Annotated in this window: 31 protein-coding genes; 18 read left to right on the plus strand and 13 right to left on the minus strand. The window is 40.7% G+C overall.

What is annotated here, in order from left to right; translation table 11 throughout:
• A complete protein-coding gene (locus tag E4661_RS14985; protein WP_136468274.1) occupies positions 1 to 1,341 on the minus strand; it encodes a TolC family protein in 1,341 nt (446 codons plus the stop codon).
• 202 nt (positions 1,342 to 1,543) lie between these two features.
• Here E4661_RS14985 and E4661_RS14990 point away from each other — a divergent pair, with 202 nt between their 5' ends.
• The 3 genes from E4661_RS14990 to E4661_RS15000 are packed head-to-tail and all read left to right on the plus strand — an operon-like array spanning position 1,544 to position 4,715.
• Positions 1,544 to 2,908: a sigma-54-dependent transcriptional regulator gene (locus E4661_RS14990; RefSeq protein ID WP_136468275.1), complete on the plus strand. Its 1,365-nt coding sequence runs from the start codon at positions 1,544 to 1,546 to the stop codon at positions 2,906 to 2,908.
• The gene (locus E4661_RS14995; protein ID WP_136468276.1) at positions 2,908 to 4,257 is read left to right on the plus strand and encodes a sensor histidine kinase; all 1,350 of its coding nucleotides are present in this window, start codon (positions 2,908 to 2,910) and stop codon (positions 4,255 to 4,257) included. Before E4661_RS14990 ends, E4661_RS14995 begins: the two co-directional genes overlap by 1 nt.
• Before the next feature lie 5 nt (positions 4,258 to 4,262).
• A complete protein-coding gene (locus E4661_RS15000) occupies positions 4,263 to 4,715 on the plus strand; it encodes a GreA/GreB family elongation factor (RefSeq protein ID WP_240751494.1) in 453 nt (150 codons plus the stop codon).
• A 203-nt stretch (positions 4,716 to 4,918) separates the two neighbouring features.
• Here the strand turns inward: E4661_RS15000 and E4661_RS19105 are convergent, their stop codons facing one another.
• Positions 4,919 to 5,095 carry a hypothetical protein gene (locus E4661_RS19105; RefSeq protein WP_168796385.1) on the minus strand — a complete coding sequence of 59 codons (177 nt, stop codon included), beginning with the start codon at positions 5,093 to 5,095 and terminating at the stop codon, positions 4,919 to 4,921.
• 79 nt (positions 5,096 to 5,174) lie between these two features.
• On the opposite strand from E4661_RS19105, the gene E4661_RS15005 reads away from it, so the two are divergent.
• The 3 genes from E4661_RS15005 (at position 5,175) to E4661_RS15015 (ending at position 7,176) form a co-directional block, all read left to right on the plus strand.
• The gene (locus E4661_RS15005) at positions 5,175 to 5,789 is read left to right on the plus strand and encodes a hypothetical protein (RefSeq protein WP_136468277.1); all 615 of its coding nucleotides are present in this window, start codon (positions 5,175 to 5,177) and stop codon (positions 5,787 to 5,789) included.
• Positions 5,790 to 5,853: 64 nt separating this feature from the next.
• Positions 5,854 to 6,726, plus strand: coding sequence for a HEPN domain-containing protein (locus E4661_RS15010; protein ID WP_136468278.1), 873 nt, complete (start codon positions 5,854 to 5,856; stop codon positions 6,724 to 6,726).
• Positions 6,727 to 6,750: 24 nt separating this feature from the next.
• Positions 6,751 to 7,176: a hypothetical protein gene (locus E4661_RS15015; RefSeq protein ID WP_136468279.1), complete on the plus strand. Its 426-nt coding sequence runs from the start codon at positions 6,751 to 6,753 to the stop codon at positions 7,174 to 7,176.
• Positions 7,177 to 7,496: 320 nt separating this feature from the next.
• Here E4661_RS15015 and arfB read toward each other — a convergent pair whose 3' ends face one another.
• From arfB to E4661_RS15050, 7 genes are all read right to left on the minus strand, one after another.
• The gene (arfB, locus tag E4661_RS15020; protein ID WP_240751495.1) at positions 7,497 to 7,916 is read right to left on the minus strand and encodes an alternative ribosome rescue aminoacyl-tRNA hydrolase ArfB; all 420 of its coding nucleotides are present in this window, start codon (positions 7,914 to 7,916) and stop codon (positions 7,497 to 7,499) included.
• Complete coding sequence (locus tag E4661_RS15025) at positions 7,879 to 8,904, minus strand: sulfate/molybdate ABC transporter ATP-binding protein (protein WP_313779660.1); 1,026 nt, start codon at positions 8,902 to 8,904, stop codon at positions 7,879 to 7,881. The genes arfB and E4661_RS15025 overlap by 38 nt, the downstream gene beginning before the upstream one ends.
• A 32-nt stretch (positions 8,905 to 8,936) precedes the next feature.
• Positions 8,937 to 11,090 carry a prolyl oligopeptidase family serine peptidase gene (locus tag E4661_RS15030; protein ID WP_136468280.1) on the minus strand — a complete coding sequence of 718 codons (2,154 nt, stop codon included), beginning with the start codon at positions 11,088 to 11,090 and terminating at the stop codon, positions 8,937 to 8,939.
• 71 nt (positions 11,091 to 11,161) lie between these two features.
• On the minus strand, positions 11,162 to 12,175 hold the full coding sequence (locus tag E4661_RS15035) for an aspartate-semialdehyde dehydrogenase (RefSeq protein ID WP_136468281.1): 1,014 nt from the start codon (positions 12,173 to 12,175) through the stop codon (positions 11,162 to 11,164).
• Between the two features lie 184 nt (positions 12,176 to 12,359).
• Positions 12,360 to 12,767: a large-conductance mechanosensitive channel protein MscL gene (mscL, locus tag E4661_RS15040; RefSeq protein ID WP_136468282.1), complete on the minus strand. Its 408-nt coding sequence runs from the start codon at positions 12,765 to 12,767 to the stop codon at positions 12,360 to 12,362.
• 78 nt (positions 12,768 to 12,845) lie between these two features.
• Positions 12,846 to 13,955, minus strand: a complete 1,110-nt coding sequence (gene alr, locus E4661_RS15045; protein WP_136468283.1) for an alanine racemase — start codon at positions 13,953 to 13,955, stop codon at positions 12,846 to 12,848.
• Complete coding sequence (locus tag E4661_RS15050; RefSeq protein WP_136468284.1) at positions 13,948 to 14,592, minus strand: thymidine kinase; 645 nt, start codon at positions 14,590 to 14,592, stop codon at positions 13,948 to 13,950. Before E4661_RS15050 ends, alr begins: the two co-directional genes overlap by 8 nt.
• Positions 14,593 to 14,750: 158 nt before the next feature.
• On the opposite strand from E4661_RS15050, the gene E4661_RS15055 reads away from it, so the two are divergent.
• The 8 genes from E4661_RS15055 (at position 14,751) to E4661_RS15090 (ending at position 19,594) form a co-directional block, all read left to right on the plus strand.
• Positions 14,751 to 15,422 (plus strand): hypothetical protein, encoded by a 672-nt coding sequence (locus E4661_RS15055; RefSeq protein ID WP_136468285.1) that lies wholly within the window; start codon positions 14,751 to 14,753, stop codon positions 15,420 to 15,422.
• A gap of 54 nt (positions 15,423 to 15,476) precedes the next feature.
• On the plus strand, positions 15,477 to 15,833 hold the full coding sequence (locus E4661_RS15060; RefSeq protein ID WP_136468286.1) for a DoxX family protein: 357 nt from the start codon (positions 15,477 to 15,479) through the stop codon (positions 15,831 to 15,833).
• 9 nt (positions 15,834 to 15,842) lie between these two features.
• Positions 15,843 to 16,514 carry a 16S rRNA (cytidine(1402)-2'-O)-methyltransferase gene (gene rsmI, locus E4661_RS15065; RefSeq protein ID WP_136468287.1) on the plus strand — a complete coding sequence of 224 codons (672 nt, stop codon included), beginning with the start codon at positions 15,843 to 15,845 and terminating at the stop codon, positions 16,512 to 16,514.
• A gap of 55 nt (positions 16,515 to 16,569) precedes the next feature.
• On the plus strand, positions 16,570 to 17,622 hold the full coding sequence (locus E4661_RS15070; protein ID WP_136468288.1) for a helix-turn-helix domain-containing protein: 1,053 nt from the start codon (positions 16,570 to 16,572) through the stop codon (positions 17,620 to 17,622).
• Between the two features lie 93 nt (positions 17,623 to 17,715).
• Complete coding sequence (locus E4661_RS15075; protein WP_136468289.1) at positions 17,716 to 18,069, plus strand: hypothetical protein; 354 nt, start codon at positions 17,716 to 17,718, stop codon at positions 18,067 to 18,069.
• On the plus strand, positions 18,069 to 18,428 hold the full coding sequence (locus E4661_RS15080; RefSeq protein WP_136468290.1) for an SPW repeat domain-containing protein: 360 nt from the start codon (positions 18,069 to 18,071) through the stop codon (positions 18,426 to 18,428). The genes E4661_RS15075 and E4661_RS15080 overlap by 1 nt, the downstream gene beginning before the upstream one ends.
• A 34-nt stretch (positions 18,429 to 18,462) precedes the next feature.
• Positions 18,463 to 18,936 carry a YHS domain-containing (seleno)protein gene (locus E4661_RS15085; protein WP_136468291.1) on the plus strand — a complete coding sequence of 158 codons (474 nt, stop codon included), beginning with the start codon at positions 18,463 to 18,465 and terminating at the stop codon, positions 18,934 to 18,936.
• 82 nt (positions 18,937 to 19,018) lie between these two features.
• Positions 19,019 to 19,594, plus strand: coding sequence for a uracil-DNA glycosylase family protein (locus E4661_RS15090; RefSeq protein WP_136468292.1), 576 nt, complete (start codon positions 19,019 to 19,021; stop codon positions 19,592 to 19,594).
• On the opposite strand, the gene E4661_RS15095 is transcribed toward E4661_RS15090, so the two are convergent.
• Both E4661_RS15095 and E4661_RS15100 read right to left on the minus strand, forming a co-directional pair.
• Complete coding sequence (locus tag E4661_RS15095; protein WP_136468293.1) at positions 19,591 to 20,175, minus strand: Crp/Fnr family transcriptional regulator; 585 nt, start codon at positions 20,173 to 20,175, stop codon at positions 19,591 to 19,593. The two genes, E4661_RS15090 and E4661_RS15095, sit on opposite strands and share 4 nt — an antisense overlap.
• 117 nt (positions 20,176 to 20,292) lie before the next feature.
• Positions 20,293 to 20,562: a hypothetical protein gene (locus tag E4661_RS15100; protein ID WP_136468294.1), complete on the minus strand. Its 270-nt coding sequence runs from the start codon at positions 20,560 to 20,562 to the stop codon at positions 20,293 to 20,295.
• A 292-nt stretch (positions 20,563 to 20,854) separates the two neighbouring features.
• Here E4661_RS15100 and E4661_RS15105 point away from each other — a divergent pair, with 292 nt between their 5' ends.
• Entirely contained in the window at positions 20,855 to 21,370 is a 516-nt protein-coding gene (locus tag E4661_RS15105) for a hypothetical protein (RefSeq protein ID WP_136468295.1), read from the plus strand.
• A 101-nt stretch (positions 21,371 to 21,471) separates the two neighbouring features.
• Here E4661_RS15105 and E4661_RS15110 read toward each other — a convergent pair whose 3' ends face one another.
• Both E4661_RS15110 and E4661_RS15115 read right to left on the minus strand, forming a co-directional pair.
• Positions 21,472 to 22,041, minus strand: coding sequence for a DinB family protein (locus E4661_RS15110; protein ID WP_136468296.1), 570 nt, complete (start codon positions 22,039 to 22,041; stop codon positions 21,472 to 21,474).
• Positions 22,042 to 22,205: 164 nt separating this feature from the next.
• Complete coding sequence (locus E4661_RS15115) at positions 22,206 to 22,808, minus strand: carboxymuconolactone decarboxylase family protein (RefSeq protein WP_136468297.1); 603 nt, start codon at positions 22,806 to 22,808, stop codon at positions 22,206 to 22,208.
• Between the two features lie 54 nt (positions 22,809 to 22,862).
• Between E4661_RS15115 and E4661_RS15120 the strand changes: the two genes are divergently transcribed.
• The 3 genes from E4661_RS15120 (at position 22,863) to E4661_RS15130 (ending at position 25,697) form a co-directional block, all read left to right on the plus strand.
• On the plus strand, positions 22,863 to 23,282 hold the full coding sequence (locus tag E4661_RS15120; RefSeq protein WP_136468298.1) for an OsmC family protein: 420 nt from the start codon (positions 22,863 to 22,865) through the stop codon (positions 23,280 to 23,282).
• Between the two features lie 9 nt (positions 23,283 to 23,291).
• Positions 23,292 to 25,202: a peptide-N-glycosidase F-related protein gene (locus E4661_RS15125; RefSeq protein WP_136468299.1), complete on the plus strand. Its 1,911-nt coding sequence runs from the start codon at positions 23,292 to 23,294 to the stop codon at positions 25,200 to 25,202.
• Between the two features lie 204 nt (positions 25,203 to 25,406).
• Positions 25,407 to 25,697, plus strand: coding sequence for a GIY-YIG nuclease family protein (locus E4661_RS15130; protein WP_136468300.1), 291 nt, complete (start codon positions 25,407 to 25,409; stop codon positions 25,695 to 25,697).
• Positions 25,698 to 25,729 lie beyond the last annotated feature (32 nt).

A 25,729-nucleotide genomic window follows, 5' to 3' on the forward strand; every position in this document is an offset into this window, starting at 1 on the left:
TTAGTTGATGTTAAAAATTGGGAGCCCTTGATAAAAATCGATAGTACTTTGATTCACTTTAAGTCTGAGTCCAACCTGTAAGTTCTCATTTTGGGCAACGCCGTACAAGTTCTTTGCCTGGAAAAGATCTATGGCGTTGATCAGTCCTTTTTCATATCGCTTTTGAGCAATGGCAAAAGCCAATTCCTGCGCCTTTACTTTTTGTTTGCTTTGGTCGTATTCGGCGGTCAATGCATTATGGGCCTGGACCAATTGTTGTAATAGTTGAAAAAGCTCTTGTTCTTGGATTTCAAGATTGTTTTTAGCTTGGAGGTATGCGATTTTTTGCTGTTTAACCCTTGACCGATTGGCCCATCCATTGCTAATCGGAACAGACAGTGAAGCTCCAATAAATTTTGAGGTATTGTCTTTGAACTGAGTCCTAAATGGAATGGTATTACCATCTTCATCTCTACGAGTTTCAAAGTAACCAGTGCCTATCCCTGCACTAAAGGAAAGCGATGGAAACAATCCTCCACGGGTGGACTGCAATTGCTTTTTGGCAGCAAGAACCCTGAATTCCTGTGATTTAACAATGGGAACAAAACCCCTAGCGGCGTTATATAAAGAATCCAAAACGACTTCTTCGGTGGAGGTCACGTCGGTATCTTCTAGACTGGGCATCAGATTGATATCCTGTTCTTCAGTCATATTCATTTCTTGAAGTAAGGTGAGCTTGGACGTAGTCAATAAATTTTTGTTTTGGGTAACCAAAAGCTTGTCACCAAGCAGATTGGATTCGGCTTCATATAAATCGGCTCCAGCCATCATGCCGAGGTCAACTTGTTTTTTTACTAAATCGTAATTGGACTGTGAGATTTCTTGTTGCTCCAAGGAATTTGCCACTAATCCCTCATAAAACTTAATATCGTAATATGCGCTCATCACCCTAAAGGCGAGAAGAAACTTTTCTTGCAGCATATCTTCTTGGGTGGCTTTGTAAATGAATTTTGAAGCCTTAATATTATTAAGTTTCTGAAAGCCACGGAACAAATCTATATTGGCTCCAAGAGAATAATTATTTGTGAAGAACTGAGTGTTTACAATATCGTTTGTATTTGGATCCTCGGATCGCCCAAATTGAACGTTATAAGATGTGGAACCACTTATGTTGGGCAATAAGTTTCGTACGGACTGCCGATAGGTTTCTTTACTTGAATCGTTGTTGTAAGCTGTATTTTTTACCTGAAGATTGTGCTCAATGGCATAAGAAACACACTCTTCCAAAGTCCAAACTTTTTGCGAAAACCCGGAATAGGAAGCCAGAAAAACAAGCGCTACTAAATATGTTTTAAACGTCATGGTCTATTATCTGTGACAAACTAGACACTATTCCTGTGCCAAAGAGTCAATTGTTTGATAATCAATATATTGTAATGAATTTAAGTTAATGTAAACTAATCAAGTGTAAAATTTTTGTACAAAAAATGTCCAATTATTTTACACTTGCTAAAATGCTATTGACACAATTTGTAGTTTTAAATTATAAGAAGAAGCCGAACCTATGACAGATGCCAAGATCTTGGTGGTTGATGACAACAAAAGTGTTTTAAGCGCATTGGAGATTCTTTTGCAATTTGAGTACAAAAGTGTTCAGACTATTTTTAATCCAAATCAGATTTCTTCCTTTCCCAATTTGGATGATATCGATATCGTATTACTGGACATGAACTTTTCTGCCGGGGTAAACACAGGAAATGAGGGGCTTTTTTGGTTGAATGAAATCAAGAAAAAATCGCCCAACACTTCTGTTATCATGATGACAGCATACGGAGCAGTAGACCTTGCAGTTACCGCTTTGAAGCAGGGTGCCTCGGATTTTATCTTAAAACCATGGAACAATGAGCGGTTGTTGACCACAGTGAAATCGGCTTATGAATATCGAAAATCCAAACAAGAGATTAGCAAGTTAAAGAAGAAAGAGAGCCATTTAAAGCAGGTGATCAATGATGATAAGAATTTTATCATCGGGAACTCGAAATCACTAATGTCTGTTTTGAATCTGGTTAGAAAAGTGGCCAAGACCGATGTAAATGTTTTAATCACAGGTGAAAATGGTACAGGAAAAGAGTTGATAGCCCGTGAATTGCACCGATTGTCTTCTCGAAAAGATGAGGTATTCATCAATGTGGATATGGGATCTATTGCTGAGAACCTGTTCGAAAGTGAACTCTTTGGGCACATCAAGGGATCATTTACAGATGCTAAAGACGACCGCGCCGGGAAGTTTGAGGCGGCCAATCAAGGTTCATTGTTTTTGGATGAAATGGGCAATCTTTCCCTTCAGACCCAAGCCAAATTATTGTCAGCTATCCAGAACAAATCGGTGACTCGAGTGGGATCCAATACACCAATAAATGTTGATATTCGATTGATTTGTGCCACCAATTGCAATCTCGAACAAATGGTGGTCGATGGTCTTTTTAGGGAAGATTTGTTGTATCGAATCAACACCATACATATTGAAGTCCCGCCATTACGGGAACGAGAAGGAGACATTTTGATCTTGGCCGATTTTTTCCTGAAGCGATTTGCCAATAAATATGACAAACCGGGATTGCGCATCAATAATTTGGCGCATGAAAAACTTATGGAGTACCCTTGGCCCGGAAATGTGCGGGAACTGCAACATACCATGGAGCGTGCGGTGATTCTTTCGGAAGGAAATGTTTTGAAACCTTCTGACTTTTTATTGCATAGCAAACCTTCCCAATCCTTTGAAAATGGCCCTGCCACTTTGGATGAAATGGAGCAACTAATGATTTCCAAAGCATTGGACCAACATGACGGAAACTATAGTGCTGCAGCGGAACAGTTGGGTGTTTCGCGCCAGACCTTGTACAATAAGTTGAAGAAAAAGAACAAGTAATGGCGAGCAGAAATTTTTACTTTCAGGTAATTTTTAGGGTGCTTTTAATTGCTTTAACAGCCTTGGCAATTGCCTTTTCTTTCTTCAACCAGTGGTATTTTATCTTGGTCTTTTCGGTTTTCTTTCTGGTTATCCAAATAGTTTCCCTTATCAAGTTTATCAATAGCACAAATCGGAAGATTGCCTATTTCTTCGATGCCATCCGTAATGAGGATTTTACCCTTCGCTTTCCTGAGCGGGTATCTATAGAATCCTTCAAGGAACTCAATAAAAGTTTGAATAGGGTCAATGATTTAATCCAAGAAGTACACCTGCAGTTGCAAATCAAGGAACAATACTATCAAGAGATATTGCGGCAAGCCAGCATTGGGATCATGACCTTTAATGAGAAAGGGCACATTCTTTTTGCCAATCCCACATTGGAAAAATTGCTTAACCATTCTCCTCTGAACCATATTAAGCAACTGGCTCAAATTGATGAAGGACTGTACGAGGTTTTTGAACCATTTCAACCTTTCAAGAGAAAGTTGTTTCAGCTGACCAACGAAAGGGAACAAATTCAGTTAGCACTAAAATCCACACCGCTTTCTTTGGATGGACAGTCGCTTCTTTTGGTGGTGGTGCAGGACATCCATCAAGAATTGGACGAAAAGGAAACCGAATCTTGGGTACGGTTAATTCGTGTGCTCACCCATGAAATCATGAACACCATAACCCCGATTGCTTCAATATCAGACTCTATCATAAAATATTATAGAAAAGACGGGAAAACGGTCCCGATTGAAGACTTAGAAGAAAGTCAGGTAACCAATACCCTAAAGGGGCTGGAGGTGATCAAGGAACAAGGGGGGGACTTGATGGATTTTGTACAATCATATCGAAGTTTATTGAATGTACCCGAACCCAACAGGGCCATTATTGGTGGAGAAGGGCTATTGGAAAAAATAGAGGTTTTGATGTCCGCACGACTTGATGGTGAAACCAAATTTTCAGTGATTTGCGCCCCAGATGACCTCGAATTTTTTATTGATGAAAAACAGATTACCCAAGTATTGATCAATCTGGGAAAAAACGCATTGCAGTCGGTAAAAGAAGCAAAAAACGGGCAGGTACTCATGGTTGCCGGTATTGATGATGACGGCATAAAATATATTGAGGTAAAAGATAACGGCCCGGGAATTCCGCCAGACTTGATAGATGAAATATTTGTTCCTTTTTTCACTACAAAATCAGAAGGAACCGGAATTGGATTAAGTCTTTCCAAAAGGGTGATGCAAATGCATGGAGGCAATTTAAAGGTGCGTTCCGTTCCAAATAAAGAAACAGTGTTTAGATTAAGTTTCAATTGATGGATATGCTAAAGATTAAAGAGCAACTGCTGCAATTTTGTTGGGATGGTGTTGATGCAAGAACCGCTAGCTTAAAAAAGCGGGGCGACGAACTGCGGGAATCCCTCAACTCGGAAACCAAGAGCAGTGCAGGGGACAAGCATGAAACGGGCCGGGCTATGGTGCAGTTAGAACAGGAAAAATTGGGGAAACAACTTTTGGAACTCGAAAAGAAACGAGCAATACTTCAAAAAGTCGATATTGCCAAGACCTCCGCCAAAATTGTACTGGGCAGTCTGATAAAGACCTCCTTGGCCAACTATTTTATAGCCATTTCTGCCGGAGCATTTCAAAAAGAAGGGGTTGACGTTTTTTGTATTTCTCCAAATGCACCTATTGCACAATTACTATTGGGCAAAGAACAAGGAGATACTACTATTTTCAATGGCAAAAAGATTGAGATTCTCGAGGTGTTATAATTTGACTTCTATGTCAGGTCGAGTGTGATTTGGGCAATGTCACACTGAGCCTGTCGAAGTGCTATCAATGGTAAAGCTTCTCGACTGTACTTCGTCTTTGCTCAGCACAGGCTTTTCGAAGTGACAATTACGGTGGTATTCCTTTCCCGAATGTCATCCTGAGCGAAGCCGAAGGAAGGGAAAGGGTAAAACCGCATAGTTTGTCATTCCGTACTTGATACGGAATCCATTCCTTCCGTTGCGTCAACCTGAACTTGTTTCAGGTTCTCATCATATTTTTTCAATGGGATTCTGAAATGCACTTCGACTGCGCTCAGCGCCCATTCAGAATGACACATTTCAACCCTTATAAACACTTTTGCATGGAAAGAAAAAACCATCTATCAATTTGGGTTGTATTTTTAGACAGAAATTTCCGAACTTCATTTCCAAGCAAAATATTAAACATTACTTGCAATTGTGAAAAACCTAATTATAATATATTTCTCCCTCTTTCTTGTTTTGCCTCTATTTGGGTTTGGGCAAGATTTTGAACTAATTGAAGTAAAAAGAAATATTGAACAGGATACAATCAAAATCTACCCAATTTTTGAAAATTACCAGCTAGGAGATTATTGTTTCGCTATCGGGCATGACCCAAAAAGTGTTGACAAATTTGGGTTGAAATTATTGGTGTTTGACAAAAATGCAAATTTGATTTTCAAATCGGACGCGCAAGAGGATAACATGACGTTCACTCTAAAATTTTTTGAGTCTAAGGTGAACCCCAACGAAATTCTGATTTTCGGACACCAAAGCAATGAATATTCTTGGGGAAACCAAGTTTATAGGTTCGAGAAGGGAAGAATTAAATACCTCGGGCTTTTGGATATAGCTACGCATGACCAATTTGACGTTCCTTGGGATATTTCAACACACACAGAAATCCGTAAAGTTGGGAAAAACCTTAGGTTTGATTTTGTCAAGGACACCTTGGTTTTTAATCCTGGCGGTCGGAAAGAAAGTTTAGTGGAATCTGAAAAAATCTATTATTTATGGGATGGAGAAAAAATGGTGTCAAAAAATAATCAGTAACATGGTTAGTAACCCATTCTGATTTTCAAATATCCAAATCCCAATAATCCCTTACCTTGCATTTGTGAAAGAACTTAACCACTTACCAAAATCCAAACAAGAAGAACTAGCATTGCTCACCGAGCAGCTATCCGCCCATAAGTTGGTGGAAATGGTCATCCTGTTTGGTAGCTACGCCCGCGGCAACTGGGTAGAGGACCAGTACGTGGAAAAAGGCATCACTTACGAATACCGTAGCGATTTTGACATTTTGGTGGTGGTTACCCATGAAGATTTCAAACAAAAGTTTCGCATAGAGGACAAGGTCAAGGCAGAACTGATCACCACGGGAAAAGTCACTACTCCGGTGAGCCTGATTTTTCATGGCATAAAGCAGCTGAATGCCTCTTTGGCCATGGGCAACTACTTTTTTAAGGACATTAAAGAAGAGGGGGTGGTGCTGTACGATTCGGAAAAATTTAAGCTTGCCCATCCCAAAAAACTGACCCCTGAGCAGTACCAACAAAAAGCACAGGACTATTTTGACCAGTGGTTTAAAAGTGCCAACGGTTTTCTTATTGATTTTCAACATGGGATGGACAGGGAAGATTTTCACAAAGCAGCTTTCTATCTTCATCAAGCCGTTGAGCAATTTTACACTACCATTTTGTTGGTCTTTACGGATTACCGCCCCAAAGACCATAATTTGGAGAACTTGGGAATAAAAGTGGAAATGTGCGACAGGCACTTTGCCGTTTTTCCCAAGACCACCGACCAAGAAAAGCATCTTTTTGAACTCTTAAAACGTGCCTACATAGATGCCCGTTACAAAATGGACGAATACCAGATAACCAAAACTGAACTTGAGCATCTGTCAAAAAGAGTGAACGAACTTAAACGGCTTACCAAAACCATCTGCACCGAAAAGATAGCTGGAATTGGAGGGAGGGATGCGTAGTGCACATTAAACAAACTAACAGGTATGAAAATTAGGTTTAAGAAAAAAAGGCTTTATTCAAATTTGATTCTTGGAATTATTTGGACTGGCCTGGGGTTATATAACTTGTTGGAGGAAGATAATTTAAGAACCTTCGATTATGGGTATCTAGCAATTGGGGTTTTATATTTAGCGCATTACATTTATGATTTAACCAATCAATATCTGACGATTGAAAATGGAATGATATGGAAACATGCTTTTGGGAAGAAAATTAGATTGGACGAAATAAGCTGGATTAAAAAATTCGCAGGCGACTATATCTTAAAAACGGAATCAAAAGAACTTCATATAGACACGAATTTGATAAAAGAAAGCTCGCTTACCAAACTGAATAAAACGTTAGAAGAACTAAACTTGTCGTCAGATAAAACGCCATTTGCCAACAATAGAGGGGAGATGATTTATTAAAATTGATAGAGTTTTGGCCGTATTTTTAACTTCGTTCAGCTCAGGCTTTTCGAATTCGCAATTATAATAATATTCCTTTCCCTTTAAGGGAAAGGTGTCCACTTTAGTGGACGGAAAGGGTTAAACCGCACAGTTTGTCATTCCGTACTTGATACGGAATCCATCTCTTCCGAAACGTCAACCTGAACTTGTTTCAGGTTCTCACAAGTTTGGTATTCAGTGTTGAGATTCTGAAATAAATTCAGAATGACGTAATTTATCCCTTCCGACCTTCGGCCACCTTCCCTTGCCAAGGGAAGGAACTTTTGATTCAGCCAAAATCAATCCCAATCCGGTTTTTTGCGGTTTGCTTTTTTGTCCGAATCCTTCTTTTTGCCCTTCAATCGTTTTTCAACGGAGGATTTTGAAGGTTTGGTAGGCTTCCGCTTTTTTGGGACTTCCAAAGCCGTTTTTATCAATTCAAAAAAACGTTTAATTATGATTTCCTTGTTTTTGTGCTGACTTCTAGATTCGTCGCATTGGATGATTAACACACCGTCCTTGGTCAACTTAGGTGCAAGTTTTATCAGAAGTCTTTCCTTTTCTCCTTCCGAAAAACCTTGGGAAGCATTTACATCAAAAGAAAGTTCCACTTTTGAGGAAACCTTGTTTACATGTTGCCCACCCGCTCCGCTGCTGCGAATGGCCTTAAAAGAGAGTTCTCTATGAATCTGTGCTTTGTTCAACTTGAAGACGGGCATTGATGGTTTCCAAAGATACGTTAAGGAAAACAGTGTCTCCGGGCTTAAGTTTTTTCGAAGTATTGAAGTATAGCGTAGTCCCTTCAATGGGTACCGTTTCATTGAGATAATGACTTCCCTTAAAAAAGGAAGTTTTTACCTGAGCTTCCAATCCAGAGGCTTTTGATAGTTGAAATTCGTGTGGATAAATCAATATGGAACGGTCGATTGTGGCATAGGCCTTTAACAGTTTAATAGGTAGTTCGTTCACCTCTCCAAACAATGAAGCCGTGTAATAGTTGGGAGGATTTTTGTAAAGTCTTTTGGTTTTCTGATTAGCAGTGATTCTTCCGTTCTCCAAAATAAGGGTTCGGTCTGCATAAGGCAGCACATCATTGGGATCATGACTTGCTGTAAGCACGGTGATGCCTTTCCCTTTTAAGTATTGAAATAGATTTCGACGGAGGGAATTGCGCTTGAAATTATCGATATGTCCGAAGGGCTCATCCAACAACAATACTTCAGGTTCTTGAGCCAGTACCCGGGCCAAGGCTACGCGTTGTTGTTGTCCACCACTTAGATTTTTAACCTTGATCTTCGCATAACCTTCCAATTCTATGAGCTCCAATAACTCTTGAATACGCTGCTCATGGATTTCTCTTTCAAATACAGAAAGATGTTGCCCAATATTTTCTGCAACGGTGGTGAAGGGCATCAAATCAAAATCTTGTGAAAGGTATTTCATAAATGATTCACCGGGAATCAGATTGTAATTGGGCCCTAGAATGGGTTTGTCTCCCCATAAAATAGTACCACCCTCAATATGCAAAAGCCCATAAATAACCTTGAGCAAAGTGCTTTTTCCGGACCCACTCTCACCCATTAAGGCCACATGCTCGCCTTTGGCCACCTCAAAGGAAATAGCTTCCAAAGTGGTTTTGGAATCGTACGTAAATGAATCAAGATGGACTTTAAGCATGATGGGTTGAAAATAAAAAATCCGCTTCAATAGAAACGGATTTTGTAGCTATTGAAGTATTTCTAATCCTTGAATTCCTTTAATACGGCTTGGTTTGGTAGTTTGTCATAACCCATATTGAATAAGGTGAACCCAAAGATATCCGCATATTGTTCAATGGTTTTGCTCACAGGGGTACCCGCTCCGTGTCCGGCGTTAGTTTCGATTCGAATCAGGGTCGGACTGTCTCCAGCTTGGTTTTCCTGAAGCTCTGCAGCAAACTTAAAACTGTGGGCCGGTACTACACGATCATCATGGTCCCCGGTGGTGACCAAGGTTGCTGGATAGGAGGTGCCCTCTTTAATATTGTGTAAGGGAGAATACCCTTTCAGGTAATTGAACATTTCCTCGCTTTCTTCCGAGGTTCCATAATCATAAGCCCAACCAGCACCAGCTGTAAATGTATGGTAGCGGAGCATGTCCAAAACACCAACCGCCGGAAGTGCAACTTGCATTAGATCAGGACGCTGTGTCATAGTGGCACCGACCAAAAGCCCACCATTGGATCCACCGCGAATGGCCAAATACTCCTTTGAAGTATATTTATTTTCAATTAAGTACTCGGCAGCAGCGATAAAATCATCAAAAACATTCTGCTTTTGCTGTTTGGTGCCGGCAATATGCCATTTTTTACCATATTCCCCACCACCTCTAAGGTTGGGGACAGCATAAACTCCTCCTTGTTCCATCCATACGGCATTCACAATACTGAAAGAAGGGGTCAAACTAATATTGAAGCCCCCATATCCGTACAAAATAGTGGGATTTTTGCCGTTGAGCTCCAACCCTTTTTTGTAGGTAATCATCATAGGCACCTTGGTGCCGTCCTTTGAGGTATAAAAAACCTGTTTGGACTCGTAGTTTTCTGGATTGAAATCGATTTCAGGACTCCAATGGGGTTTGTATTCCCCATTTTCTACATTGAATTTATAGGAAGAGCTGGGGGTGTTATAATTCGTAAAAGAAAAATAAAACACCTTTTCGTCTTTTTTACCTCCAAAACCGTTGGCACTTCCAAGTCCCGGAAGTTTGACCTCTCTTACCAAATTACCCTCATAATCATATTGAAGCACCTTGGAGAGGGCATCTACCATATATTCCGCAAAGAAGTATCCTCCTCCCGTTCCCACGGTTAACACATTTTCTGTTTCAGGGATTAAGTCTTTCCAGTTATCGGGTGTTGGAGTTGAAGCATCTACGACCACTACCTTTTTGTTTGGGGCGTTCCTATTCGTAACTAAGAAAAGTTTGGAGCCTTCATTGTCAATTACATAGGTGTCTGATTCGGTGTCATTGACGATAGGAATCAGTGGGCCGTCTGGTTGGGTTAAATCCTTTAAGAAAAGTTTGTTGCCCGAGGTTGAGGTCGCAGCAGAAATAAATAAAAACTGTTCGTCCTCAGAAACCGAGGCACCCACATAGCGGTGTTTTTCTTCGGGAGTGGCTCCAAAAACGACCTTATCGGTACTTTGGGGTGTTCCTAGTTTATGATAGTATACTTTGTGCTGATCGGTCTTGGCCGAAAGTTCACTTCCTTCTGGTTTGTCATAACTGGAATAGAAGAAACCATCGTTTCCTTTCCAAGAGATGCCACTGAATTTAATATCGACCAAAGTATCCTCGACCACTTCCCTGGTTTCGGCATCGATTACGATACCTTTTCGCCAATCGCTCCCTCCTTCGGAAATGAGATAGGCCGCTTTGGAACCGTCTTTGGTAAAGCTAAGTCCCATTAGAGAAGTAGTTCCATCTTCCGAAAAAGTGTTGGGATCTAGGAAAACCTCTTCCCAACCACCTACTTGTTTTCGGTATACCACATATTGGTTTTGCAGCCCGTCGTTTTTATAGAAATAGATATACTTGCCCTCTTTAAAGGGAGAGCCTACTTTTTCGTAATTCCATAATTTCTCCAGGCGGTTTTTCAAATCTTCCCGAAAAGGGATTTGATCCAAATAACCAAATGTGGTGGCATTTTGTTCTTTGACCCAAGCTTCAGTTTCGGGGCTTCGGTCGTCTTCCAGCCAACGGAAGGGATCTTTGACATCGGTTCCAAAATAGGTGTCTACCGTGTCAACTTTTTTGGTAGTGGGATAATTCACAGCAATAGGCTCTCTTTGGGTTGTAGTTTCGCAGGCAGCAACGACGGCCACAACAGCTAACAGACTTATTTTTCGCATTTTTTTCAGATTGATTCTGATAAAAATACCATAAATAATCGTTACCTAAATAGAGTAAGGTTAATTACCTTTTATGAAACGGCTTCAGAGGTCGAGGAAACCAAACTGTTCTCTACCAAATACTCCGCTATTTGAACCGCATTGGTAGCAGCTCCTTTCCTAAGATTGTCCGATACTACCCACATGTTCAAAGTGTTGGGTTGGGTTTCATCTCTTCGGATACGACCAACAAAAACATCGTCCTTATCATGCGCATAAATAGGCATCGGATAGGTGTTGGTGTCCGGGTCGTCCTGAACCACTATTCCTGGAGTTTCGCTCAACAGTCTTCGAACTTCTGCAAGATCAAAATCGTTATGGAACTCCACATTTACTGATTCAGAATGACCTCCGGCAGTTGGAATTCTTACCGCCGTCGCAGAAACTGAGAAGGTACGGTCGTTCAATATTTTTTGAGGCTCTCGGGCCAGTTTCATTTCTTCTTTGGTATATCCGTTTTCCAAGAATACATCACAATGTGGCAATGCGTTTCTTCCGATGGGATATGGATATGCCATTTCTCCCTCAACGCCCGCAATTTCATTTTCCAATTGTTGCACGGCTTTAACACCAGTTCCAGAAACAGACTGATACGTAGAAACCACCACCCGTTTCATTTGATATTTTTTGTGCAACGGATCAAGGGCCATCACCATTTGAATGGTAGAACAGTTGGGGTTTGCAATAATCTTGTCCTCAGCGGTCAGTTCTTTTGCATTGATTTCTGGAACTACCAACTTTTTGTCGGGATCCATTCGCCAAGCGGATGAATTGTCGATTACCGTTGTGCCTACTTCGGCAAATTTTGGAGCCCATTCCAAAGAAGTTCCGCCCCCTGCGGAAAAGATGGCAATATCAGGTTGGGCAGTTACTGCGTCGGCAAGGCCAATAATGGTGTATTCTTCACCTTTATAGCTCAACTTTTTACCTATGGAACGTTCTGAAGCGACCAATAGCAATTCCGAAATGGGAAAATTACGCTCGGCCAATACTTTCAACATTACTTCGCCAACCATTCCTGTGGCACCTACAACTGCTACTTTCATTTGATTTTAATTTGAGGGAGCAAAGTTAGGGTAGAATCATTTCTAAACAAGCATTTTATTAGCCTATAATCAAAAAATAACAAAATGTTATAAATAAAACAACCGTCAGCAAGTTAGCGAAACAAACTGACGGCTTTAAAGGTTGGTTGCAGTGTAGCGGTCACCCAAGTTGGGCAAACGATCTTTATTTCTTCAGCAAATCCCTGATTTCTGCAAGCAGTTCTTCTTGTGTAGGACCTTTTGGTGCTTCGGGAGCTGGTTCCTCTTTCTTCTTCATTTTATTGACGCCCTTCACGATCAAGAACATGACAAAGGCCACAATGATAAAGTCGATGACGTTGGTCAGGAATTCTCCATACATGACCACGACTTCACCCACTTTTTCGCCAGCGTCATTTACTGTTCCTTGCTTTAAGGTGTACTTTAAATCTTTGAAATCCGCATTGAAAAGAAGACCGATGAGGGGTGAAACAATTCCACCTGTAAAGGAAGCCACCACTTTATTGAAAGCGGCACCCATGACGAAACCTACGGCGATGTCCACCAGGTTTCCTTTCATTGCAAAGTCCTTAAATTCCTTTAAAAATCCCATGTTATAGTTATTTAAGTTAGTTAATAGGTTTACAATGTAGCTAAAAAAGGGATGAAAGGCAATGCGAAGTGTTGAAAATCAGGCGTTGATGATTACTCTTTCTACCCTCGGAGAAATGGCGGTCAATACTTCATAAGAGATGGTATTTGCAGCATTCGCAAAGGCTTCTGCCGAGGCTCCTTGCCCAAAAACGAGCACTTCGTCCCCTGCTTTGCAATCAATTCCCGTTACGTCGACCATGATCATATCCATACATACATTGCCAATGATGGGTGCTTTTTTTCCATTGATGGAAACATGGGTTTTCCCATTACCATACTGACGACCAATTCCGTCGGCATGTCCTAAAGGGAGAGTGGCGGTGGTTCGAAACCCTTTGGATTGGTATGTCCGGTTGTACCCTACGCTTTCGTTCGGCTCTATTTTGTGCATTTGGGAAATAACTGTTTTCAAGGTGGCGACAGGTTGGAGTTTTGAATCAACATTCGCATGGTTTCCATAACCATAGAGGCCTATCCCACTGCGCACCATTTCAAATTGGGCTTCAGGATAGTTTAAGATTCCCGAGGTGTTCAACATATGACGAAAAGGGGAATGATCTAATTTTTCACTGACCTCCCTGCTTATTTTTTCAAAAGTGTTGATTTGGTTTTGACTGAAGTCCTTTTCATTTCGATCTTCTGAAGCCGCCAAATGCGAGAAAATGGAAATTACGTTTAGCTCATTTTTACCCTGCAACTGTTCTTGGATATAATCCACATCATTTTCCCAAAACCCTAATCGATTGAGACCTGTATTAAATTTGATATGGACCGGATAGTCGGTTAATTGTCTTTGACTTGCAGTCTCCAAAAACTGCCTTAGAATTTTAGGCGAATAAAGGCTAGGTTCCAAAGCATGATCGATCATTTCTTCAAAGTTTGTAGGTAATGGATGCAACACCAGAATGGGTGTCTTTATTCCTACGTTTCTTAGAAGAACACCTTCTTTCACATAGGCCACGGCAAGATAATCCGCTCCCAAACTTTCCAGTTTTTTGGCAATCTCCACCATGTCATTGCCATAGGCAAAAGCCTTGACTACGGCCAAAAATTTGGTTTTTGGATCTATTTTGGATTTTAGATAGCTGAAATTGTGCTCAAGGGCCTTCAGATTTATAAAAAGAGTGGTTTCACCAATTTTATCCATTGGCCGGTTTCTTTTTAGCATCCACTTCCTCAGCTTCAACATCCATTTTGCTCACCTTTTCTTTAAGCATAGCCTTGTAGAATGCAGCTCTGCTCAAAGGTTCATACTCACCAGTTTCCCCAAGGAGTACCAATTTGTCATTATTGGCTTTTCTAAAACTATAATTGGCGAGATTTCCTGTTCGCGTGCAAACGGCATGCACCTTGGTCACATATTCCGCAGTGGCCATTAGAGCTGGCATGGGGCCGAAGGGATTTCCCTTAAAATCCATGTCCAGACCGGCAACTACAACCCTTACACCACGGTTCGCTAGATCATTACAAACAGTAACAATTTCGTCATCAAAAAATTGGGCCTCGTCAATACCCACCACATCACAATCATCTGCCAAAATCCGAATATTGGCTGCTGCTGGAACTGGCGTGGAGCGTATTTCATTGGCATCATGGGAAACAACCATGTCTTCGTGATATCGGGTATCCACAATCGGTTTGAAGATTTCCACCTTTTGCTTGGCAAACTGCGCGCGTCTCAATCTTCTGATCAATTCCTCCGTCTTTCCAGAAAACATGGAGCCACAGATAACTTCTATCCAGCCAAATTGTTCTTTAGGGTTGACGGTGTTTTCGAGAAACATACTGTACTTTTAAACGAAATTGGGTAGTTTTTTCGTTTTATTAAAGGAAAACACAAAACTACTAAAAAAATATGCCTTGATTTAGGGTTAAAATTTAACCTTTTATTCGTACAGAAATATTCAAATAGGTTTTATTTTTATAAGAAAGATTTAAAGCGATGATCAGGAAATTAAGGGAAGAATTGATAAAGCTCTCGACAGACATCATTACGTCAAGAGAGGATAAGGAGTTGACAGAGCTTTATGACAGTGCGAAGGAAATTTATGAGAAATTGGCCGTACTCAAATTTATTGATGAAAAGTTAAGTGATGTGGAGGTGGACGTTTCCAAAAATGTAATCGCCACAAGATTTGAAAAAATGGCCAATGCCGTGCTCAGCGGAAACATTGCCGTGCCAGAAAGCAATCCACACGAAGATGACATTATAACACCTGGAATGGATACCATCAAGGATATGGTTTCCGAAATGCCTGCCGATGCTGCATTGGAACAAGTATTTACCGAGTTTGTGGCAAAACCTGAGATCATCAAGAACGAAAAAGAGATTCTTGCTCCGGTCGAAAAAAACGCAGGACCTAAATCTGTAAACGACACTTTTGTTAAGGATTTAAAAGTTGGGCTTAACGACAGGCTCGCATTTGTGAAACATCTGTTCGATGATGACATGAACGACTACAATCGCGTGATTTCCCAATTGAATACGATTGATACCGAGGAGCGCTCTATATCGTTCATCAACAATATGGTAAAGCCTGAATATAACAACTGGGAGGGTAAGCAGCAGTACGAAGAACGTTTTATAGCTTTGATCGAACGCAGATTTGTTTAAACCGTTTTCCATTTACTTTTTATACTTTTAGGAACACATCCTAAAAACATCAACATGAAGATTAAAAAGATTGCCTTTTGGCTGTCCACGGGATTGCTCACTGCTTTAATGTGCTTTTCCGTCTACAATTACTTTTTTAACCATGAAGCCATTGCCGGGTTCTATGAGGCGATGGGCTACCCCACCTATCTTATCTATCCCTTGGGGATTGCAAAGCTTTTGGGCTTGGTGGCCATTTGGGGCAATTTCTCAAAGTGGTTAAAAGAATGGGCTTATGCCGGATTCTTTTTTAATACCGTACTAGCCTTTTTTGCTCACTATATGATAGGTGATGGAAGTCAAGGCGGAGCCGCGATGGCACTTGTTTTTGTTTTGGTCTCTTATTTTACAGGAAAGCAAGTAAGGCCGTAACTTTGGCCCATGGGAAAACTGTTTTTGGTTCCAACTCCTATTGGAAATTTAGAGGACGTTACGCTTAGGGCCATTAAGGTCTTAAAAGAGGTAGATTTGATTTTGGCTGAAGATACCCGCACCAGCGGAAAGCTTCTCAAGCATTTTGAAATTGCCACACCTTTGCAAAGCCACCACATGCACAATGAGCATAAACAGCTCGATGCAACAATCCAAAGATTAAAGGGAGGAGCTACATTGGCCCTGATTTCTGATGCTGGGACCCCAGCAATTTCAGACCCTGGATTTTTACTCACCCGTGCCTGCGTTCAAAATGGGATAGAAGTGGAGTGCTTGCCCGGGGCCACAGCTTTTGTGCCCGCTTTGGTGAACAGTGGACTCCCAAATGACCGCTTTGTTTTTGAAGGATTTTTGCCTATTAAAAAAGGTCGTCAGACAAGAATGCAAATGCTGGCTGAAGAATCACGAACCATGGTTTTTTATGAATCCCCACATAAATTGATCAAAACCCTGACCCAATTTGTAGAATATTTTGGAGCTGATAGACCCGTTTCGGTTTCACGTGAATTGACCAAAATGTACGAGGAAACAGTTAGGGGAACCCTTGCAGAGGTCTTGGAACATTTTACGGCAAAACCACCTAAAGGTGAGTTTGTTATTGTAGTAGGAGGAAAGGGGTAAACTGTTAGTAAACCGCCTTATTTCCGACTGATTTTGGCAACAACCAAAGGCCAAAGTGGTAGAAAAATTACATCCAGAACTGAACAAGGTGTACTTTATCAACAAGTATACCCTACTTCATATTATTTCAGGATCGGGAACCATTCAGGTTGATTTTAAAAACTATAACGATTGGCAAGACAAGGCCATTTATTTGGAAAAGGGACAGTATATCAAATTCTTTTCAGATGATTTTGTGGTTCAAAAAATAGAATTCCCGAACAAGACCATTTTTGAAAAGAAGGAGGTCCGTGTACTCTTTAAACATTTGATTTCGTTGGGTTACATCAACTTTAATGAATGTGCGGAATGCAAAAGATACTTGTCCAACACCGTATTTTCAGACAACACTTCCGAAATCATCGATATCTCCTCTAGGCAATGGTACTGGCAAAACCCGTTCAAGGCTAACAAGCAAGAATATCAAATCATTTTTGATGTCAAGGACATTATTGATGAAAACTACTACGGCAATTTCAACAACAACGACCTTACCCAGTTAATGACCGAAAATGGGTATGAAGCCCAAACTTTGGTCAAGAATAAAATTGGCTTATCCATCAAAAATTTGATATCCAACAAAAGGTTGATGGAGGGCAAGAAAAAAATCGTTTTTACCGATAAGAGTATTCAGGAGGTTTCTTATGAAACTGGTTATAAAGACCCAGCTTATTTTAATAGGGTGTTTAAGAACACCACGGGAATGACTCCCTCCGAATTTCGGAACGATTTTGATTATGAGAACAGGGATACCTTTACCCAAAACCTCATTGAACTGCTGAAGACATACCATACCGAACAGCGTTCCCTCGGCTTTTATGCAGACAAAATGAATCTCTCGGTAAAAGCACTTTCCAAAAAAACAAGGGCAAAAATGAATGCTTCCTTGGGTCAACTGATTCGAAACGAATTGATTTTCACTTCAAAAAAAATGCTGGACCAAGATGCTCCCATAAAAGAAATAGCCTTTGCATTGGGCTTTGAGGAAGCCAACCATTTCTCCCATTTTTTTAAAAATTACACAGGAAGAACTCCTTCTGATTACCGAATCAAAAAGTACAATTCTTAGCGTCTTTTTTGTAGGCCATAACGGCCATTCCGTGCTGAAATTTGCAATGTAATTACAAACTAAAATTTGTTTAATCATTAAAAAATAACAGTAATGGATATTAAATCATTAGCCACAGAAATGGACGGTATTGTTGCCCAAGGAGCTATTGTGGATGCAGTAAAGCAATATTTTGCCGAGGAGGCAACCACATCCGATTACAATGGTGTAGCAACGATCAACAAACAACAAATGGTTGAAAAAATGGAGGGTTTTGCAGGAGCAATTGCCCAAGTGAATGGCATTACCCATCATCACACTATTGTGGATGGAAATGTATCTGCTTCAGAATTCACTTTCGATTTCAACATGAAGGACGACAGTAAAATTTACTGGCACGAGATCATTCGACGTATCTGGAATGACAACGGCGAGGTAGTACAGGAAGAATACTTTAATGCACAGTAATGAAGTTCAGATGTATATCTCCAACACTACACGGCGTGGCCGATTATTCAGCCGGAGTCGGTTTGATTTTGGCGCCCTTTTTACTCGGGCTCGGTGGAACCAACAGTTTGGCCCTGTGGATATCGGTAATAACGGGAACAGCGGTTTTGGTGGTAAGTGCCTTAACGGATTATAAACTGGGAGCACTTCGTACCATTCCATTTCAGGGTCATTTGACCATCGATTTGGCAGTGGCGATAGCCTTTATGGTAATCCCCTTTGCCCTTGGGTTTCAAGGGTTGGACGCGCACTATTATTGGATAAACGCAGCAGTAGTTTTTACCGTGGTTTCCCTAAGTGCAACACAAGAAGAATTATAAAACAGCATGTAAATAAGTATTAAAAAACAGAACAATGAAATATTCAATTAAAACAACGGTAATCCTTTTTGCTTTGGCGGTAAGCTCAATTGGCTTTGCACAGGATAAAAAAGCAAACAATATTGACAACAGTAACATAGCCCTTCAAGGATACAGCCCTGTATCGTATTTGGATTTGGGAATTGCCCAAAAAGGACTGAAAGAGCATAAATCTGAGCATAACAAGGTGGTGTATTACTTTACCGATGCGGAACAGAAGAAGACGTTTGACAAGAACCCAAGCAAATATTTGCCTCAATATGGTGGTTTCTGTGCCTTCGGAGTGTATGCTGGAGCCAAGTTTAGACCAGACCCGAATAAATTCATAGTGAAGGATGGCAAGTACTTTTTGTACCTCTACAATTTGGAGTTGGATGCACAGCAGCTTTGGTTGGCAGAGAACAATCACAAAAAATTGGTAAGCACTGCCAACACCAATTGGAGCAAGCTTAAGAATACCTACAACTAGGGTTTTCATGACAGGTTGTGTAACGAAATGCCCCGACGCTTTGTTGGGGTGTTTCTCGTTTTTGTAAATTTCATCTGATTATATGAAACAACTCCTCTCCAATATTCGAAACTGTGAAGTGTGCGCAACGCACCTTCCTTTAGGCCCACGACCTATTGTGGCTGCACACCCGGCTGCCAAAATTCTGATTATTGGTCACGCTCCCGGAACCAAAGTGCACGAAACTGGTATTCCATGGGACGACCAAAGTGGCAAACAACTCAGAAAATGGATGGGCGTGACCGACGAAACCTTTTATGACGAAACCAAAATTGCCCAAATGCCCATGGGGTTTTGTTATCCTGGAAAAGGAAAGTCGGGAGATTTACCTCCCCGACCTGAATGTGCCCCACAATGGCATAAACTGCTGTTGGAAAAATTAACAAGTATAGAACTGACCATTTTAATAGGGCAATATTCCCAACGCTATTATTTAGGAAATCGAATGGAAAGAAACCTGACAGAAACTGTTCGAAATTATGGCAACTACGCTCCTGAGTATTTTGTATTGCCGCATCCCTCTCCAAGAAACCGATTTTGGTTGAGCAAAAATCCTTGGTTTGAAACGGAAATCATTCCAAAGCTTCAAAAACAGATTGCCAAACAGTTAAATCTTTAATAGGAAGTACAGGACCGCAAGCGGCTAAATGTTTCGGGTTTCATATTGAGGTAGGACGCCAAATATTTTTGTGGAATTACCTTTAATTCATCAGGGCAGCGTTGCATAAAGGTCTTATACCGTTGCTCTGCGGATAAGGTCAACAGCTCAACTTCTCTGTGTAATCTTCCAAACAATATCTTTTGAAAAAACTCATGCCCCCAAACATAAAATTCCTGGTGTTTTTCAAATAAGCTTTGATAATCTTCATATGAAATGGCCAACATTTTGGAAGGCTTCAAAGCCTCCAGAAAAGTATCCGAAGGTTGTTTTTTGATAAACGAATCAAACGCTCCGGATGGACTTCCCGAATAGGAAAAGCCCAGCACCACTTTCTCTCCCTTTTCATTTAAAATATAAATAGCCTGCACCCCTTCAAGCACAAAATAAAAATAGCGTTCAATATTCCCTGCTTCGGTGATAAGGTCGTATTGATTAAAAGTCTTTATGGACCAAAGCAATTTAAAGTGAATCTCTTCTTGTTCGGTCAAAGCGACTTGAGGAAAAAATGCCTTAAGGCGAAGGAAAGTTTCATCATCCATTTAGGAAGGATATTTTTCTCAAAAATAATCCAAAACATTCCTTTCCCGCATGTCATCCTGAGCTTGTCGAAGGATGTTTTAATTCTAAGCACACTTCGACAGGCTCAGTGTGACAACCTACCTTAAAGTTTCTTCAATAAGCTGCCAAAGCACTTTAATCTGGTATAGCGCCTCTTTTTCAACTTCAAACAAGGGTTCTTTAGATTCGTAAAGCGCAACATCGTGCACCCATTTAAGGGCCTTTACCCGATCAGGACCATCAAGGTCATCTACATAGCGCAACAATTTTAGCTGCGCAGGAGTAAGTTTTGATACGTGCCGTGTATCACTCGTAGCCATGGGCGCATTACAATGCGGGCATTGCTTGGAACCTTCTGTGTTTCGCATAAGAAAGTGATTAAATAGATTAATAAAAAAGGATAGGTCACCGCGAAACACATCAAAGCTACGCCTTGAACGGTCTAGGGACTTGCACCCATTTGCCTATCCAATATCATCTATTTAAGACGTAAAAGAGGTTATGGCGTTAGGCTAAAAAGATGTGTTTCGCACTTCAAAGATACTGCTTAAAATAAAATGGGGGATTTTTAAGGCAAAAATGGGTAACTTCACTTATTGATGATAAAGAATAATTGAAACGATTTTTAGCTTGACGCTAGGGAGTATTAAATAGAGCATTATGGGAGCAGGAAAAATGTTGCCGAGCATACATCGAGATGGAGGTTGGATTGGACAATTTGACCGAATGATGAGATGGTACTCAAGGTTCGAAAAAACACAACCTTGGGATTTTAATGCTCCTAACATTGACTATCAGCATGATATTTTATTTGTTTGCTTCCAGAGCATTTTTCACCTTAAAGATTGGTTAATTAATGATGCCAAAATTGACAGCAAAGTTGTTTATGGCTTCATTAATGAAAATATAGAGCTACAAATCTGTCGAGATATCTGTAATGGCACTAAACACTTCGATATAACTCAGGCAAGTGTCGATAACGATTTCACGATTATTAGAGAATATCAACCACTTCACAAAATGACGAATAGCAATGAATGGCGGATGATTGTGGTTGCAGACTTTAACAAATATGATTTAAAGGAACTTGCACGAAAAAGTATCAATCTTTGGGTGTCATTTGTCACCGAAAATTTATCCTTGAATGAACAACACACACACCTTAACAATAGATAAAATAGCATTAAAACAGCCGCTTATATTAACCGATAAGTGCCCTGTTAAAAACCTAAACTAATATTATTGAAAATATTTACCGGTTAAAGTCAGCAATTATGTTACCCCAAAATCTCATCAATCTGTACCATATGTCGTTCCAAATGGCAGAGCAAAAACTCAAAACACTCCGGCAAATAAAAGTTCACAATAGGGCCAATGGCCGAGATAATCTTTATCTGGCGTACATCTTTGTTTCTACTTTTAAGAATGGCCTCTTTTAAATGGGCATGTCGCGTAAAAAAGGTTTCAAAAATGGCATCTATTTTTTCTTGGGTCAACGACTGTTTGTCCAACAAAGGTTCAAAACGTTTTAGGGTTTTCATTTTCCATTTTCGCACCCCATTTTTGGGACGTTGTCCTGCAATCACAAATTTTTGCCATGCCCGGGCCTTGAATTCCGAAGCGCCGGAGTCAACCGTCGGCATTTTGGTAAAGGCCTCATCCAATCTGGGCATATAGATACCGTAGGCAATGTTCAAATGTTCCAAGACCTCGACCACATTCCATGATTTTGCGTGGGGAGGAGTGGTCAATTGCGAAGCATCCAAAGTTTGGAGCTCTTTTACCTTGTTGATAATATGGTTGAGACGCTGAATTTGGTTCTCTGAGGTGACGATTAAGCTTGCCATAACTGTTCGTTTTTTCGATTGAGACAAAGTTCAGTCATAGCTCAACAATAAAAGTTGATGTAGGTCAAGAAATCGTACTTTCAGACATCAGACATCAGACATCAGACATCAGACATCAGACATCAGACATCAGACATCAGACATCAGAGGTCAGATTTCCGATATCAGTATTTACTCCCGTCGTGCTTCCCTTTTTGCCAACCAATGCCTCCTAAATATTGCTCAGCACTTTCCACGGCACCATCTTCAATGGAAGTTCCCATGGAGTCGTTCCAGCGGTTCAGATATCCAAACAAGGAGATTACCCCGAGCATTTCCACAATTTCGCCTTCGTTCCAGTGTTCGTACAAACGCGTTTTGATTTTTGCGTCAACCGTATTGGGTACTTGAGAGGCGGCCAATGAAAAGTCCAAAGCGGCACGTTCCGCTTCCGAAAAAGCAGGGTGGGTTCGGTACTCCCAAATATTGTCCAATTGTTCTTGCTCAGCGCCGTAGCGTTCCGCAGCTCGGATAGCATGTGCTTGGCAATAGCGACATCCGGTGGCATTGCTGCTTACCCAGGCAATCATTCGCTTAAGAGCCGAGGTCACCCTTCCCTCATTGGCCATAACCGCCTTGTTCAGGTTAATGAAAGCTTTTGAAATGGCTGGTCGGTGTTGCATGGTCAATACCGAATTGGGGCAGAACCCTAGGGTTTCATTAAAGAATTCAGCAAGTTTTTTGGTCTCAATATCGTGGTTCGGGTTCAGGGGTTTTACTAATGCCATAAGTGTGGTTTTAATCGTATTTTTGAAAGCTACAAGAAACAAAAATTTGACTTCATGACAAATCATATTACTACTAAATGGTTGGGCGGAATGGCCTTTGAAAGTAACAATCCGTCGGGACATAATTTAAAGATAGATGCCGGGCCCGATGATGGGGGCGAAGGCTCTGGTTACAGACCCAAAGCATTGATGTTGGCTGGCCTTGCAGGATGCTCTGGATTGGACGTAGCTTCCTTGATTAAAAAAATGAAATTGGAGGTGGATGATTTTTCCATAGAAACCATTGCCAATTTGACCGATGAGCACCCAAAGTACTATGATAAGGTCACTGTTGAATATCATTTTCATGGCTCAAATTTGAATGAAGCAAAGCTTACCCGGGCAGTGGACCTTTCTGTGGAAAAATACTGCGGGGTCATGGAAATGTTCAGAAGATTTGCCGAAATAGATATTAAAATATACTTCAACAAATAAAAAGCTTTAATGAAGCACATAGTTCCCTTTTTGCTGTTGGGCCTTGCGATTAGTTTTAAAGGTCAGGCACAACAAGTTTCGCACGTAATATCACACAACGAAGAAATCATAGTTACAGACCCGAGCAAAGGGTCCAACAGCTATAAAAAAAATGTCGAGTTCCCATCGAAGGACAAGCAGATACGAAAAATCAAACTCTTGTTGACTTTTGAATGCCCCGATAAAGATGGAATGCGCTGCGCTGATTGGGATTATGTGGACCATATTAAGGTAACCCCTAAAGGAAGCGACACCACCTACGAGGTTGCCCGAATGCTGACCCCTTATGGTGGCTTTTTTCAAAAAGATTGGAGATTCGAATGGGAGGTGGACGTGACCGATTTCAGTCCTATTTTAAGAGGAGAGGCTGAGGTAGATTATATTCACACCGGCTATGAGGACAACAAAACCCGAGGCTGGAAGGTAACCGTTGATTTTGAATTCACCTTTGGGACACCCGTAGCGGAACCTTTGGCCGTGCACAAAATATACGATGGTAGTTATGCCTATGGAAACAAAGAGAAACCCATTGAAGAACAATTGAGCAAAGTTTCCCTGACCACTGGTCCGAACACTGCTTTTTCCAAAGTAAAGATTCATCAAACAGGGCATGGCATGGATGCCGATGGCTGCGGCGAGTTTTGCAGCAAGTACCGCGATATTGTGTTTAACGGAGCTATTGTTGACCACAAAGATCTTTGGATGGCCTGCGGGGACAATCCATTATATCCACAAGCAGGGACATGGATTTTTGACCGTGCCAATTGGTGTCCGGGATATTTGGTGCAACCCGATGAGGTGCTTATAAACACCCAAAAAAGTACTCCGTTTACCGTGGATGTCAACATGGAACCTTATGAAATTGAAAAACCAAGTGCCAATGAGTTGATTTCCGCTTACGTAATTGAATACGGAAACATCAATGCAAAGAACGACGTGGAGCTTATCGACATCATAAAACCTTCTACAAAACCAGTGCATAGCAGGGAAAACCCAACTGGAGGGCTACCATTGATTCAAGTAAAGAACAACGGTAGCGAACCCTTGAAAAAAATGACCATTACCTATGGATTGGAAGGAGAAAAACCCAAAGTATTTAAATGGGAAGGAAACATTCCCTTCAATAGCAATGCGTTGATTGCCTTGCCAGAACCTATTTATTCCGAGAAAGAAGGAACATTTCAGGTGAGTATAAAACGACCTAATGGTAAAAGAGATGCTTTCGGGGGCGATAATGTGGGAACCTCTATCTATAAAAAACCTTTGGTTTTTCCTGAAGACCTAGTGGTCTATTTTAAAACCAATAAAAAACCAGGGCAGAACAGTTATTTTATTGAAGATATCTCTGGACAGAAAATCTTTAAAAAAGACAGCACGGAGCTCAAGGAAAATACCATCCATAGGGATACCATCAAATTGACAGAAGGAAGCTATCGTTTTAATGTGGATGACACCGGAAATAATGGTCTGGAATTTTGGTTTATGGCTCGGGAAGGTAGCGGTAACATCAAGCTTTTGGATACCCTTGGTAGAGCGTTAAAACAGTTCAAGCCTGATTTCGGTAAAAATTTGAACCTCAACTTTGTGGTCAAGTCCAAAGAAACTTATAAATTGGATGACGAACCTTTTGTCTCCATGTTCCCGTCACGTACCAAAGGGCCACTAACCCTGGACTATTTCAATAATGCGGAAGCGGAGGTGAAGATGTTGATCGTGGACCAGGAAGATGAGTCAAAAATTCTGGAAACCCATGTCTATCACAACCTCAAACAAGGCCTTTTTACCTACGACTTGTCGTACTTGCCTAAAAAGCGGTACTACTTAAAAGTGATGGCGAATGGAAAGGAGGTCTACAAAAACCGAATTCGTTTAAGAGAATAGCTCTTAGGGTACTTTTTATTCGAAGTATGTTCAAGCTGAAACGAAACTTAGGTTCAAAATTTAAATATAAGTACAAGGGAACATAAATAATCTTACATTTAAAAACATTTTCAGCCTCAAGATCAAATCATAGAAAATTTGTAACGTCACTTCGAGTGATTCTGATGAAGTCAGAATTGTATCGAGAAGGCATTGAGGTCAAAAATGAAAAAATCTTATGTCTACATTTTAAAATGCTCCGACCAAACCTATTACACGGGAGTCACTTCTAATTTGGAAAAGAGAATACTGGAACATGAAATTGGAAAACATGTTACTAGCTATACGTTTTCCAGACGGCCGATTGAGTTGGTTTATTATGCTGAATTTAGTGATATCAGAATAGCGATTGAATGGGAGAAACAATTGAAAAAATGGTCAAGGTCAAAAAAAGAGGCTTTAATCAGAAGAAATTACGGTGAACTCTCCAATTTGAGCAAAAAGAAATTTCAATAACTTGTTCTCGATACTTTTTGACTGGTCTTTGT

Source organism: Flagellimonas onchidii, assembly GCF_004804315.1.
Classification (GTDB): domain Bacteria; phylum Bacteroidota; class Bacteroidia; order Flavobacteriales; family Flavobacteriaceae; genus Flagellimonas; species Flagellimonas onchidii.

What these genes read in the sequence shown, in the direction of transcription:
- E4661_RS15080 (WP_136468290.1), top strand. Translation starts at nt 18,069, where the DNA reads ATGAAGTTCAGATGTATATCTCCAACACTACACGGCGTGGCCGATTAT.
- E4661_RS15030 (WP_136468280.1), bottom strand. Translation starts at nt 11,090, where the DNA reads ATGCGAAAAATAAGTCTGTTAGCTGTTGTGGCCGTCGTTGCTGCCTGC.
- E4661_RS15035 (WP_136468281.1), bottom strand. Translation starts at nt 12,175, where the DNA reads ATGAAAGTAGCAGTTGTAGGTGCCACAGGAATGGTTGGCGAAGTAATG.
- arfB (WP_240751495.1), bottom strand. Translation starts at nt 7,916, where the DNA reads ATGCCCGTCTTCAAGTTGAACAAAGCACAGATTCATAGAGAACTCTCT.
- E4661_RS15090 (WP_136468292.1), top strand. Translation starts at nt 19,019, where the DNA reads ATGAAACAACTCCTCTCCAATATTCGAAACTGTGAAGTGTGCGCAACG.
- E4661_RS15105 (WP_136468295.1), top strand. Translation starts at nt 20,855, where the DNA reads ATGGGAGCAGGAAAAATGTTGCCGAGCATACATCGAGATGGAGGTTGG.
- E4661_RS14990 (WP_136468275.1), top strand. Translation starts at nt 1,544, where the DNA reads ATGACAGATGCCAAGATCTTGGTGGTTGATGACAACAAAAGTGTTTTA.
- E4661_RS15055 (WP_136468285.1), top strand. Translation starts at nt 14,751, where the DNA reads ATGATCAGGAAATTAAGGGAAGAATTGATAAAGCTCTCGACAGACATC.
- rsmI (WP_136468287.1), top strand. Translation starts at nt 15,843, where the DNA reads ATGGGAAAACTGTTTTTGGTTCCAACTCCTATTGGAAATTTAGAGGAC.
- E4661_RS14985 (WP_136468274.1), bottom strand. Translation starts at nt 1,341, where the DNA reads ATGACGTTTAAAACATATTTAGTAGCGCTTGTTTTTCTGGCTTCCTAT.
- E4661_RS15100 (WP_136468294.1), bottom strand. Translation starts at nt 20,562, where the DNA reads ATGCGAAACACAGAAGGTTCCAAGCAATGCCCGCATTGTAATGCGCCC.
- E4661_RS15050 (WP_136468284.1), bottom strand. Translation starts at nt 14,592, where the DNA reads ATGTTTCTCGAAAACACCGTCAACCCTAAAGAACAATTTGGCTGGATA.
- E4661_RS15060 (WP_136468286.1), top strand. Translation starts at nt 15,477, where the DNA reads ATGAAGATTAAAAAGATTGCCTTTTGGCTGTCCACGGGATTGCTCACT.
- E4661_RS14995 (WP_136468276.1), top strand. Translation starts at nt 2,908, where the DNA reads ATGGCGAGCAGAAATTTTTACTTTCAGGTAATTTTTAGGGTGCTTTTA.
- E4661_RS15130 (WP_136468300.1), top strand. Translation starts at nt 25,407, where the DNA reads ATGAAAAAATCTTATGTCTACATTTTAAAATGCTCCGACCAAACCTAT.
- alr (WP_136468283.1), bottom strand. Translation starts at nt 13,955, where the DNA reads ATGGATAAAATTGGTGAAACCACTCTTTTTATAAATCTGAAGGCCCTT.
- E4661_RS15110 (WP_136468296.1), bottom strand. Translation starts at nt 22,041, where the DNA reads ATGGCAAGCTTAATCGTCACCTCAGAGAACCAAATTCAGCGTCTCAAC.
- E4661_RS15125 (WP_136468299.1), top strand. Translation starts at nt 23,292, where the DNA reads ATGAAGCACATAGTTCCCTTTTTGCTGTTGGGCCTTGCGATTAGTTTT.
- E4661_RS15115 (WP_136468297.1), bottom strand. Translation starts at nt 22,808, where the DNA reads ATGGCATTAGTAAAACCCCTGAACCCGAACCACGATATTGAGACCAAA.
- E4661_RS15085 (WP_136468291.1), top strand. Translation starts at nt 18,463, where the DNA reads ATGAAATATTCAATTAAAACAACGGTAATCCTTTTTGCTTTGGCGGTA.
- E4661_RS15120 (WP_136468298.1), top strand. Translation starts at nt 22,863, where the DNA reads ATGACAAATCATATTACTACTAAATGGTTGGGCGGAATGGCCTTTGAA.
- mscL (WP_136468282.1), bottom strand. Translation starts at nt 12,767, where the DNA reads ATGGGATTTTTAAAGGAATTTAAGGACTTTGCAATGAAAGGAAACCTG.
- E4661_RS15075 (WP_136468289.1), top strand. Translation starts at nt 17,716, where the DNA reads ATGGATATTAAATCATTAGCCACAGAAATGGACGGTATTGTTGCCCAA.
- E4661_RS15095 (WP_136468293.1), bottom strand. Translation starts at nt 20,175, where the DNA reads ATGGATGATGAAACTTTCCTTCGCCTTAAGGCATTTTTTCCTCAAGTC.
- E4661_RS15015 (WP_136468279.1), top strand. Translation starts at nt 6,751, where the DNA reads ATGAAAATTAGGTTTAAGAAAAAAAGGCTTTATTCAAATTTGATTCTT.
- E4661_RS15000 (WP_240751494.1), top strand. Translation starts at nt 4,263, where the DNA reads ATGCTAAAGATTAAAGAGCAACTGCTGCAATTTTGTTGGGATGGTGTT.
- E4661_RS19105 (WP_168796385.1), bottom strand. Translation starts at nt 5,095, where the DNA reads ATGGTTTTTTCTTTCCATGCAAAAGTGTTTATAAGGGTTGAAATGTGT.